Annotated in this window: 9 protein-coding genes; 3 read left to right on the top strand and 6 right to left on the bottom strand. The window is 68.9% G+C overall.

What is annotated here, in order from left to right; all coding sequences use genetic code 11:
- Positions 1-156: 156 nt before the first annotated feature.
- Genes aspS through EV138_RS29180 form a run of 3 tightly spaced genes read right to left on the bottom strand, consistent with a single transcriptional unit; the run spans position 157 to position 3,981 of the window.
- The gene (gene aspS, locus EV138_RS29190) at positions 157-1,953 is read right to left on the bottom strand and encodes an aspartate--tRNA ligase (RefSeq protein WP_133982719.1); all 1,797 of its coding nucleotides are present in this window, start codon (positions 1,951-1,953) and stop codon (positions 157-159) included.
- On the bottom strand, positions 1,950-3,284 hold the full coding sequence (hisS, locus tag EV138_RS29185) for a histidine--tRNA ligase (protein WP_133982717.1): 1,335 nt from the start codon (positions 3,282-3,284) through the stop codon (positions 1,950-1,952). The genes aspS and hisS overlap by 4 nt, the downstream gene beginning before the upstream one ends.
- Before the next feature lie 10 nt (positions 3,285-3,294).
- On the bottom strand, positions 3,295-3,981 hold the full coding sequence (locus EV138_RS29180; protein WP_133982715.1) for an MBL fold metallo-hydrolase: 687 nt from the start codon (positions 3,979-3,981) through the stop codon (positions 3,295-3,297).
- Positions 3,982-4,260: 279 nt separating this feature from the next.
- On the opposite strand from EV138_RS29180, the gene EV138_RS29175 reads away from it, so the two are divergent.
- Positions 4,261-5,487, top strand: coding sequence for a DUF349 domain-containing protein (locus EV138_RS29175; protein ID WP_133982713.1), 1,227 nt, complete (start codon positions 4,261-4,263; stop codon positions 5,485-5,487).
- Between the two features lie 332 nt (positions 5,488-5,819).
- On the opposite strand, the gene EV138_RS29170 is transcribed toward EV138_RS29175, so the two are convergent.
- The gene (locus EV138_RS29170) at positions 5,820-6,404 is read right to left on the bottom strand and encodes a TetR/AcrR family transcriptional regulator (RefSeq protein WP_166678786.1); all 585 of its coding nucleotides are present in this window, start codon (positions 6,402-6,404) and stop codon (positions 5,820-5,822) included.
- Positions 6,405-6,441: 37 nt separating this feature from the next.
- On the opposite strand from EV138_RS29170, the gene EV138_RS29165 reads away from it, so the two are divergent.
- Both EV138_RS29165 and EV138_RS29160 read left to right on the top strand, forming a co-directional pair.
- On the top strand, positions 6,442-6,840 hold the full coding sequence (locus tag EV138_RS29165; protein WP_133982709.1) for a nuclear transport factor 2 family protein: 399 nt from the start codon (positions 6,442-6,444) through the stop codon (positions 6,838-6,840).
- Between the two features lie 114 nt (positions 6,841-6,954).
- The gene (locus EV138_RS29160) at positions 6,955-7,818 is read left to right on the top strand and encodes a putative endonuclease domain-containing protein (protein WP_133982707.1); all 864 of its coding nucleotides are present in this window, start codon (positions 6,955-6,957) and stop codon (positions 7,816-7,818) included.
- A 601-nt stretch (positions 7,819-8,419) separates the two neighbouring features.
- On the opposite strand, the gene EV138_RS37745 is transcribed toward EV138_RS29160, so the two are convergent.
- Both EV138_RS37745 and EV138_RS29150 read right to left on the bottom strand, forming a co-directional pair.
- Positions 8,420-9,148 (bottom strand): hypothetical protein, encoded by a 729-nt coding sequence (locus EV138_RS37745; RefSeq protein WP_238158490.1) that lies wholly within the window; start codon positions 9,146-9,148, stop codon positions 8,420-8,422.
- Between the two features lie 262 nt (positions 9,149-9,410).
- Positions 9,411-11,798 carry a RelA/SpoT family protein gene (locus EV138_RS29150; protein ID WP_439649019.1) on the bottom strand — a complete coding sequence of 796 codons (2,388 nt, stop codon included), beginning with the start codon at positions 11,796-11,798 and terminating at the stop codon, positions 9,411-9,413.
- Positions 11,799-11,815: the final 17 nt, after the last annotated feature.

Here is an 11,815-nt window from a genome sequence, read left to right as displayed (position 1 = left end):
GAACCACGTGGTGAAAAATTGCCTATCGCGCGTGGCAATGCAGTTACTTTCCACCGGCCCAGTGGGAAGCTCAACCCTTTCCACCCGAATGCAGCGTGCCGTGGCAGGTAACTGCCACGGCACGCTGCGTAGTCTCCCGCTCGGGAGCAGCACTGGCTACTGCTTGGCTTCGGCCTTCTCCTCGCCCTTCGGCTCGGGCTTGGCGTCGACGCCGGCCTCCTTGCGCTGGGCCGGGGTGATCGGCGCCGGGGCCGAGGTCAGCGGGTCGAAGCCGCCGCCCGACTTCGGGAACGCGATCACGTCGCGGATCGAGTCGGCGCCGGCCAGCAGCGCGGTGATCCGGTCCCAGCCGAACGCGATCCCGCCGTGCGGCGGCGCGCCGAACTTGAACGCGTCGAGCAGGAAGCCGAACTTCTCGGTCGCCTCCTCGTCGGTCAGCCCCATCACCTTGAACACGCGCTTCTGCACGTCCTCGCGGTGGATACGGATCGACCCACCCCCGATCTCGTTGCCGTTGCACACGATGTCGTACGCGTAGGCGAGCGCGCTGCCCGGATCGGTGTCGAACGTGGCCAGCGAGTCCGGCTTCGGCGACGTGAACGCGTGGTGCACCGCGGTCCAGGCGCCCGAACCGACGGCGACGTCACCAGCGGCCGTCGCGTCGTCGGCCGGCTCGAACAGCGGGGCGTCGACCACCCAGACGAACGACCAGGCCGACTCGTCGATCAGCCCGCCGCGGCGGCCGATCTCCAGCCGGGCCGCGCCGAGCAGTGCCCGCGAGGCCTTGACCGCGCCCGCGGCGAAGAAGATGCAGTCACCCGGCTTCGCACCGACGTGGTCGGCCAGGCCGGCGCGCTCCTCCTCGGACAGGTTCTTGGCGACCGGACCGGCCAGCTCGCCGTCCTGGCCGACCAGCACGTACGCGAGACCGCGCGCACCACGCTGCTTGGCCCAGTCCTGCCACGCGTCCAGCTGCTTGCGCGGCTGGTCGGCGCCACCCGGCATCACCACAGCGCCGACGTACTGAGCCTGGAAGACCCGGAACGGCGTGTTCTTGAAGTAGTCCGTGCACTCGACGAGCTCCAGGCCCATCCGCAGATCGGGCTTGTCGCTGCCGAAGCGGGCCATCGCCTCGGCGTACGTCATCCGCTGGATCGGGGTCTGGATCTCGTGGCCGGCGAGCTTCCACAGCTCGGTGAGGATCTCCTCGGACAGCGCGATGATGTCGTCCTGGTCGACGAAGCTCATCTCGATGTCGAGCTGGGTGAACTCCGGCTGCCGGTCGGCGCGGAAGTCCTCGTCGCGGTAGCAGCGGGCGATCTGGTAGTAGCGCTCCATCCCGGCCACCATCAGCAACTGCTTGAACAGCTGCGGCGACTGCGGCAACGCGTACCAGGAACCCGGGTTCAGTCGGGCCGGGACGAGGAAGTCCCGGGCGCCTTCCGGCGTCGACTTGGTCAGCGTCGGCGTCTCGATCTCGACGAAGTCGTGCCTGGCGAGCACGTCGCGGGCCGCCTTGTTCACCTTGCTCCGCAGCCGCAGCGCGGCCCCCGGACCCTGGCGGCGCAGGTCGAGGTACCGGTACTTCAGCCGGACCTCCTCGTTCACCGGGGTCGCGTGGTGCTCCTCGACCGGGAACGGCAGCGGGGCGGCCTCGTTGAGGACCTCGACCTCGCTGGCGATGATCTCGATCTCACCGGTCGGCAGGTTCGGGTTCGCGTTGCCCTCGGGCCGCGGCGAGACCGCGCCGACGATCTTCAGGCAGTACTCCGCGCGCAGTTCGCCCGCGGCCTCTTCGTCGCGGATGACGACCTGGACCGTGCCGCTGGAGTCGCGCAGGTCGATGAACGCCACGCCACCGTGGTCACGCCGCCGCGCGACCCAGCCCGCCAGCGTGACGGTCTGCCCGTTGTGCTCGGCCCTGAGCGAGCCGGCGGAATGGGTACGGATCACGAGTTCTCCTGAGGGGTTTCGATACTGGGTCGTACGTCGTGCGCGGGCGGGGCCCAGGTCGCCGGATCGGCCGGCACCTGCTCACCGCTGCGAATGTCCTTCACTTCCGGTCCGTTCTCGGTGGTGAACCAGACGAACGGGATCCCGCGGCGATCGGCGAACTTGATCTGCTTGCCGAACTTCGCCGCCGCCGGCGCCACCTCGACCGGGATCCCCCGGCCGCGCAGCACCGCCGCGGTCCGGAGCGCGTCGGAGCGCTCGTCTTCGTTGTTGAGGGCAACGAGTACCGCGGTCGGCGTACTGCGGGTGCTCTTCAGCAGGCCCTGGCTGACCAGCCGGTGCACGAGCCGCGAGATGCCGATGGAGATCCCGACACCGGGGTAGGTCGTCTTGCCGTCGCTGGCGAGCGCGTCGTACCGGCCACCGCCGCCGACGGAGCCGAACGACTCCTGGCCGACGAGGTAGATCTCGTAGACCGCACCGGTGTAGTAGTCCAGTCCGCGAGCGATCCGCAGGTCAGCCATCAGCAACCCGGGCGCGTGCTCCTCGGCGGCAGCCATCACCTGGCTGAGCTGCTCGAGACCCTCGTCGAGGATCTCGTGCTCGACCCCGAGCGCCCGGACCTTCTCCACGAACGAGGTGTCGGTGCTGGAAATGTCGGCCAACTGGACGGCGAGCTTGGCCTGCTTGTCGGTCGCGCCCGCCTCGATCAGCCGCTCGACCACCTTCTCCGGACCGATCTTGTCGATCTTGTCGACGATCCGCAGCATGGTCGCCACGTCGTCCAGGCCGAGACCGCGGTAGAAGCCCTCGGGGATCTTGCGATTGTTCACCTTGATGACGAACTCGGGCACCGGCAGCTTGCGGAGCGCATCGGCGATCACCAGCGGCAACTCGACCTCGTAGTGGCTCGGCAGCGTGCCGATGTCCACGATGTCGATGTCGGCCTGGGTGAACTCGCGATACCTGCCCTCTTGCGGGCGCTCACCCCGCCACACCTTCTGGATCTGGTAGCGCCGGAACGGGAACACCAGCTTGCCGGCGTGCTCCAGCACGTACCGCGCGAACGGCACTGTCAGGTCGAAGTGCAACCCGATGCCCGGGCCCTCGTCATCGGCGGCCGCGGCGAGCCGTCGTACGCCGTAGATCTCTTTGTCCGCGTCCTCGCCCTGGTTGGACAGGCGCTCCACCGGCTCCACCGCCCGCGTCTCGATCGACGCGAAACCGTGCAGCTCGAAGGTCTCGCGGATCACGTCGAGGAAGTGCTGCTCGACGATCCGATCCGCGGGAAGGAATTCGGGGAACCCGCTCATGGGGCCGATCTTGCTCATGCCGCCTTGCTCATTTCGATATCTCCAGGTCCTGCAGGTAAGGGTTGGTCGCCTTTTCCCGGCCGATCGTGGTCTGGCCGCCATGACCCGGCAGGACGACGATCTCGTCGCGCATCGGCAGGATCTTGGTGGCCAACGTATGCAGCATCGCCGGATGGTCGCCGCCTGGCAGATCCGTCCGGCCGATCGACCCGGCGAACAACACGTCACCGGAGAAAAGAATCGCTGGTACGTCCTCGGGCCCGTCGTACGGCGTGGTGAAGGTGACCGAGCCTCTCGTGTGCCCCGGGGTGTGGTCGACCGCGAACCGCAGGCCGGCCAGCTCGACGCTCAGACCGTCCTTGAGCTCGGCCACGTCGTCCGGCTCGGCGAAGGTGTGGTTCCCACCGAGCAGCATCCGGGCACTCTCCGGGCTGATCCCGGCCATCGGGTCGCTGAGCAGGTGCCGGTCGTCCGGGTGGATCCAGGCGGTGGCGTCGTAGCTGCCGCAGACGGGCAGGACCGAGAACATGTGGTCGATGTGGCCGTGCGTGAGCAGGACCGCGACCGGCTTCAGCTTGTTCTCGCGGACGACCTGGTCCACACCCGCGGCCGCGTCCTGGCCGGGATCGATGACGATGCACTCCGCGCCCTGGCCGGTGGCGACGACGTAGCAGTTCGTACCCCACGAACCCGCGGGGAACCCGGCGATGAGCACGACTGACCTTCCTGGAACAGATGGGGACCAGCCAAGGTTACCGGTCCCGTGGTACCGGCTCCGCACCGGATTGGACCGCGATCGGGCCCGGTCGCTCGCGCGATTGTCCCCGATTGTGACGGCAACCCCGTTGCGTAGCGGCGGCGAGTTTGTGATTGTTCAGGGATAAGCGTCGGGACAGGTCCCGACGCGCCCGGCTGGACCCCTGTTGACCCGGTTGAACCGGCGACTGACCAGAATGGGCACGAGCGCAGTACATACCGCCGGAAGGGGCGAGTTGTGGCCGAGGAAAGCTGGGGCCGGGTAGCAGACGACGGAACGGTCTTCGTACGGACCAAGGACGGCGAACGAGCGGTCGGCCAGTGGCCGGACGCCAACCCCGACGAGGCGCTCGCCTTCTACACCCGGCGGTACGACGCCCTCGCCTTCGAGGTCGACCTGCTGGAGAAGCGGGTCCAGGCCGGCACGGTCTCCCCCGACGACGCCCGCGCGGCCGTGAAGAAGGTGACCGCCGCCATCGACGAGGCCCAGGCCGTCGGTGACCTCGACGGGCTGCGGGCCCGGCTCGACGCGCTCACCCCACTGGTCGCCCAGCAGCGGGAGAAGAAGAAGGCCGAGCGCGCGGCGAAGGTCGAGGAGGCCCGCGAGGCCAAGACCAAGATCGCCGTCGAGGCCGAGACGATCGCCGCCGGCACCGACTGGCGGCACGGCGTCACCCGGCTCCGCGAGCTGTTGGACGAATGGAAGGCGCTCCCCCGGCTCGACAAGTCCAGCGACGACGAACTGTGGCACCGGTTCTCCTCCGCGCGGACGACGTACACGCGGCACCGCAAGCAGCACTTCGCCGAGCTGTCCTCCAAGCGCGACGAGGCGGCCGTGGTGAAGGAACGCCTCGCCGCCGAGGCCGAATCGCTGTCGTCGTCGACCGACTGGGGACCGACGTCGGGCCGCTTCCGCGACCTCATGAGGCAGTGGAAGGCTGCCGGTCCCGCGCCGCGCGAGGTCGACGACAAGCTGTGGGCCCGCTTCCGCAGCGCCCAGGACGCGTTCTTCGGCGCGCGCGACGCCGTACAGGCCGAGGAGAACCAGGAGCAGGTCGCCAACCTGGCTCTGAAGGAAGCGCTCCTGGTCGAGATCGAGGCGATCCTGCCCGTCACCGACGCCAAGGCGGCCCGCGAGCAACTCCGCGACCTGCTCGACCGCTGGGACGCCATCGGCAAGATCCCGCGCGACTCGATGCGCTCGATCGACGCCCGCCTGCGCGCCGTCGAGCAAGCCGTCAAGTCCGCCGAGGACGAGGTCTGGAACCGCAGCAACCCCGAGGCCCGCGCCCGCGCCGAAGCCACCGTCAAGCAACTCCAGTCGCTCATCGCCGACCTGGAGAAACAAGCCGCCAAACACGAGGCCCAAGGCAACACCAAGAAGGCCACCGAAGCCCGCGAATCCATCGCAGCCCGCCGAGAATGGCTGACCCAAGCCCAAAACGCCCTAGCCGAATTCAGCTGAGCCTGCCGCGAGCGGGCCGGCAGTCCGGCCCGCTCGTACGACGCCCTTTCGCGCTGCGCTCGCTCCTCCGTCGCTCACTGACCGGCTCACCCACCCACCCCAGCTCGCCGCTCCTCCGTCGCGGCTCAGACGCAAGGCGTACCCATTTCGCCGCCGCCCCCGGCCGCCCCGCCGACGGCATGACTAGCTCTGCCCAATACGAACTCACACACCACCACCCGACAGCGGCCAAGCCCCGGGTGTCCACACCCGGGGGCAACGCCACGGCGTACCGCGCTCCTACCTCGCGCCTCGTCCGGGACCGTCAGCCCCGGCGAGATCAGCTCAGGTCCTCAAGTGGGGGCCTCGAGCGATCGCAGCACCAGCATCAATGCGTGGTCGCCGCCGGTGGGATGGACGTACGCGGCGTGCGCGGCGGCAATGAGCGCGGCCAGGTCGCGGTCATCGACGTCGTGACGTACAGCTCCCGAGTCGCGGGCGCGGGACAGCAGTAGGCCCATCGCACGGTTCAGCTCGGCGACCGGTCCCGACACTGCCGCCTCGACGCTGCCTGCGCCGATCTGCAGCCGCGCGGCGAGTTCGTGGGCCGCTGCTCCCTCGGTGACCAGTCGCACCAGAAGGTCCCGCAGCGCCGAGCCGGCGTCGTCCGACGCGGCATAGGAGTTCGCCGCCACCACAAGGTCCTCAACCGCGGCGGCGAGGACCGTGTCGACGAGCTCCGCCTTCGTCCTGAAGTGCCGGTGAACCGTGCCCGCACCGACGCCGGCCCGCCGGGCGATCTCGTCGAGGGACACGCTGAGTCCCTCTGCCTCGAACGCCTCACGGGCCGCCGCCACCACCTTGGCACGATTGGCGATGGCATCAGCTCGGCGAGGCCCAGTTGAAGCGGGGCGCGCGCCCCGTTTATGATCAGTCATCCCCACCATCCTCCCCCACGACCGCTCAGGAGTGCCGATGCCACTGACCACCGAAGACCGGCTGGCCATACACGAACTGGTGTCGCTACACGGGCACCTCGCGGACGATCGCCGATCCGACGACCTTGGGCTACTACTGACACCCGACGCGTCGTACGACGTATCTGCCTACGGGCTGGGCATTGTCCGCGGACTGCCCGCACTGATCGACCTCTTCAAGTCCGCCCCCGGCGACCAGCCCGTCGGACATCACGTCACCAACGTGATAGTCACAGCCGACCCCGAACTCGACGACCGCGCCACAGTGCGTTCCAAAGGACTCTCGGTAATGGCGAACGGCCACGCGGGCACCGTCATCTACGAGGACGAGGTGGTACGGACAACGAACGGCTGGCGAATCAACGCCCGCGTAATCGTGCCGTCGCGGAGTGCCTGAACCGTCAGTCCGCGACGGCCCGGGCCAGGTGATGCCGGCGACCCAAGCAGGCGGTGGCGCAAGCCTGTGGACAACGCAACGCAGCGGATCTGCTGATTCAGTCATCCTTCTCGGATGCTGCCTGCTGAGTTCCCGCTGTACTTCTGCGGCCTCCCCTTCCGAGCCCATCAGGTCCGCAAGAAGCTCGGCTGGCTGCTCGGCGCTGGCGAGATCCGCCAGGTACTCAGTGACGTCTATGTCGATGTGCGCGTGCCTGACACGGTCGACCTCCGCGCCGCGGCGGTTGCGCTGCTACTACCTCCGGACGGCATCGCTTGCGGGCGGACCGCCGCCTGGGTCCACGGCATCGAGACCACAGCGCTGCATGCCAAGGGCGAAGTCGGCGTGCAGTGGACCCGCGAGGCCACCGACGTGGTGCAGGTGGGCGAACTGAAGGTGACCAGTCCGATCGCCACGACGGTTGAACTCGCCATGCAACTTCCGCGTCCGTTCGCCTTGTCAGCGGTGGACGCCATGCTTCGCTCGGGGATCGCCGACCGCTGGGCGGTGCGCGCCGCTTCCGCTGCTTACGAGGGCAGACCCGGCATCATCCAGGCTCGCCAGATCCTCCGGTACGCCGACCGCCGGGCCGCCTCGCCCGGCGAATCCTGGCTGCGCTTACGCCTGATCGACGCCGACTTCGGCCAACCCGATCTGCAAGTCCGGGTTCGCGGCCCACATCGCGACTACCTCATCGACCTCGGCTATCCCGACCCCCTCGACGACGGCCGCCGCCTCGGCCTCGAATACGACTCCGACCGCTGGCACTCCCGACCCCACCAAGAGGTGCGCGACGAAGCACGCCGTACAGAATTGGAAGCGCTCGGCTGGCACATCATCTCTGTCCGGCGGCCCGATCTGTGGGGCTCCTATCCAGCCCTTGAGTTGGCTGTGGGCAGCTTCCTCTGCCGCCAACCACGATTGCCCCGCAGATGGTGAGCAGGAGAAGCGAACACGAGTCGTACCGGTTGGCGGGTCGAGCGCGAAGCGGGTTGCGATCCTGCGGAGGAACCCGAGCAACATCCCGCGACATGGCCGACGCACGATGCGGTCGTCTTCACCAGCGGGGCGACGTAGGAGGCCCGCGACCGCGGGGGTGGGTGGGTGAGCCGGCGAGTGAGCGACGCAGGAGCGAGCGCAGCGCGAAATGGGCCTCGTACCGGTTGGCGGGTCGAGCGCGAAGCGGGTTGCGATCCTGCGGAGGAACCGAGCAACGTCTCGCGATATGGCCTACGCGCGATGCGGTCGTTCTCGTCAGCGGGGCGACGTAGGAGGCCCGCGACCGCGGGGGTGGGTGGGCGAGCCGGCGAGTGAGCGACGCAGGAGCGAGCGCAGCGCGAAAGGGGGCCTCGTACCGGTTGGCGGGTCGAGCGCGAAGCAGGTTGCGATCCTCCGGAGAACCCGAGCAACGTCTCGCGACATGGCCGACGCGCGACGGGGTCGTTCTCGCCAGCGGGGCGACGTAGGAGGCCCGCGACCGCGGGGGTGGGTGGGTGAGCCGGCGAGTGAGCGACGCAGGAGCGAGCGCAGCGCGAAAGGGTCAGGTGCGGTAGCCGGCGTGGATGTGGTCGTGGTGGGTGTTGTCGGAGAAGTACGTTGGGCCGGCGAGTTGGTGGGGGCCGCCTACGTTGTAGGAGCCGGTGGAGGCGGCGGCGTGCATGTAGGAGGTGATGAGGGCGCGGGGGGTGGCCGGGTCGACTACGGCGCGACCGTTGATCTGCCAGGTGTCGAAGGCTCGGCCTCGGGGGTGGTCGCTGGGGCGGGTGGTGCCGAAGACGTCGAGAGGGTGGCCGGAGCGGATGACCGAGATGCCGATTCGGTAGGTCTTGGCCAGTTGGAGCATCGCGGTGAGGACGGTGTCGTGGATCGTGCCGGAGCGGACGTCGGCTGCCGAAGCCGGTGGGAGCGAGATGCGATCGTTCGCGAGGACTTGGCGGGCGGCCGCAGTCAGCGTCTTCGCGGGCGCGCCCGGCCGAGCTGGGTGCATCGCTGTCACCCGCCAGGTCCGACCTGACCGGGTGAGCCGTACGTCGACCGTCGTGCCGCCGGTGATCAAGTTGCCCCTGGCAAGCATGTATTGGCGGCAGACCACGAGCACACTGGCTGAGTCCGAGAGGATGCCGCCGTACTGCGCGTCGATGACCTCGACCTCGGACGGCGTCCCCGATTGGATCAGCAAGCCCTGCACCGCGCGTACTGCGGCAGCCTTCACCTCGGGCTTGATCTCCCCCGGGCCGGGCGTCCACTCCTTGACAGACGGCAGAGTCACCGGCGGCGTCGGAAGCACAGTCGAGGAAGCGGAAGGCGCCGGCGTCAGCTGGCCCGAAGTCGTCGGCGTCACCGGACCCGCTGGTGTCGGTGTCAGCGGACCCGACGGCGTCGGCCCCGCGAAGGATGCCGACGGCTTCGAGCCGCCGCCATCACCACCCGAGCCACCCGAGCCACCCGAGCCGTCGCTGCAGCCCGCCAGTGCGCCGGCGCCGAGCAGCAGCAGGCCGCGCCTGGTCAGCTGCGGCCTGCTGATCGACCCGCTACTGGGTGACCCGGTAGACGTCGAAGACGCCTTCCACCGAGCGAACGGCCTTGAGCACATGGCCGAGGTGCGTCGGATCGCCCATCTCAAAGGTGAAACGGGACTTGGCGATCCGGTCGCGGGTGGTCGTCAGCGCCGCCGACAGGATGTTCACGTGGTAGTCGGACAGCACCCGGGTGATGTCCGACAGCAGCCGGGCCCGGTCCAGCGCCTCGACCTGGATCGCGACCAGGAAGACCGACTGCGCGGTCGGGGCCCATTCGACCTCGACGATGCGCTCGGGCTGGGTCTGCAGGTTCTCCACGTTGGCGCAGTCGGCCCGGTGCACCGAGACGCCGGCGCCACGGGTGACCCAGCCGATGATCTCGTCGCCCGGCACCGGCGTACAGCAGCGGGCGAGCTTGGACAGCACGTCGGTCGCGCCCTTGACGATGACACCGGCATCGCCGCGAGCGGTGCGCTTGCGGCGCTCCCGGGTCTGCGGCAACCGCAGCCCCTCGGCCAGATCCTCGGCCGCGCCTTCCTCACCGCCATACGTCTCGATCAGACGCCGTACTACGGCTTGCGCGCTCACGTGGCTCTCGCCGACCGCGGCGTATAGACCCGTCACGTCCGGGTAGCGCAGTGAGTTCGCGACCGCGGTCAACGTCTCGTGCGACAGCAGGCGCTGCAGTGGCAGGCCCTCCTTGCGGAGTTGCTTCGCGATCGCGTCCTTGCCGTGCTCGATCGCCTCGTCGCGGCGTTCCTTCGAGAACCAGTGCTTGATCTTGTTGCGGGCGCGCGGGCTCTTGACGAAGGTGAGCCAGTCACGCGACGGGCCGGCGCCCTGCGCCTTCGAGGTGAACACCTCGACCACGTCGCCGTTCTCCAGCGTGCTCTCCAGTGGCACCAGCCGCCCGTTCACCCGGGCGCCGATACAGCGGTGGCCGACCTCGGTGTGCACGGCGTACGCGAAGTCGACCGGCGACGACCCCGTCGGGAGCGACATCACATCGCCACGCGGGGTGAAGACGTAGACCTCGGAGTTGTTGATCTCGAACCGCAGCGAGTCGAGGAACTCCGACGGGTCGGAGGTCTCCCGCTGCCAGTCGACCAGTTGCCGCACCCAGGGCATCTCGTTCGGCGTGCTGACGTCGGTGGTCGGCGGGGCGCCCGCCTCCGGGGCCGGCGAATTCGGGTCTTCCTTGTACTTCCAGTGCGCGGCGATGCCGTACTCCGCGCGGCGGTGCATCGAGAACGACCGGATCTGCAGCTCCACCGGCTTGCCCGAGGGGCCGATCACGGTGGTGTGCAGCGACTGGTACATGTTGAACTTCGGCATCGCGATGTAGTCCTTGAACCGGCCGGGCACCGGGTTCCACCGCGCGTGCAGCACACCGAGCGCGGCATAACAGTCCCGGACCGACTCGACCAGCACGCGGATGCCGACCAGGTCGTAGATGTCGCCGAACTCGCGGCCGCGGACGATCATCTTCTGGTAGATCGAGTAGTAGTGCTTCGGCCGGCCGGTGACGGTCGCCTTCACCTTGGCCGCGCGCAGGTCCTCGTGCACCTGGTCGATCACGGACGCCAGGTACTCGTCGCGGGACGGGGCGCGCTCGGCGACCAGCCGGACGATCTCGTCGTACACCTTCGGGTGCAGGGTCGAGAAGGACAGGTCCTCGAGCTCCCACTTGATCGTGTTCATACCCAGCCGGTGCGCCAGCGGGGCGTAGATCTCGAGCGTCTCGCGGGCGATCCGCTCCTGCTTCTCCTGCCGCAGGAAGCCGAGCGTGCGCATGTTGTGCAGCCGGTCGGCGAGCTTGATCACCAGCACCCGGATGTCCTTGGCCATCGCGACGACCATCTTGCGGATCGTCTCGGCCTGCGCGGACTCGCCGTACTTGACCTTGTCCAGCTTGGTGACGCCGTCGACCAGCATCGCGATCTCTTCGCTGAAGTCCTTCTTCAGCTCGTCGATCGTGTAGTCGGTGTCTTCGACCGTGTCGTGCAGCAGGGCCGCGCACAGGGTCGGCGCCGTCATACCGAGCTCGGCCAGGATGGTCGCCACCGCGAGCGGATGCGTGATGTAGGCGTCGCCACTCTTGCGGAGCTGGCCGGTGTGGTGCTTCTCGGCCGTCCGGTAGGCGCGCTCGATGATCGCGAGGTCGGCCTTGGGGTGGGTGGCGCGAACCACCCGGAACAGCGGCTCGAGCATCGGTGCCCGGTTCGGATGCCGGGTGCCGCCGAGCCGGGCCAGCCGGGCTCGCACCCGGGCGGGCGCGATCCGCGGCGGCTGAGCACTGGGTGGAGCGGCAGCGGGCGGCGATGGATTGGGCACCGGGCGCACGGCGGCAGGCGCGCGCGGAGGCTCGTGCGGGACCACATCCGGTACCGCAGAAGTCATCGCCGGGTCTTCGCCCA

The sequence above is a fragment of the Kribbella voronezhensis genome (assembly GCF_004365175.1).
GTDB lineage: Bacteria > Actinomycetota > Actinomycetes > Propionibacteriales > Kribbellaceae > Kribbella > Kribbella voronezhensis.
The sequence above is the reverse complement of the archived record's forward strand: the minus strand, read 5'-3'. Positions and strand labels throughout refer to the sequence as shown.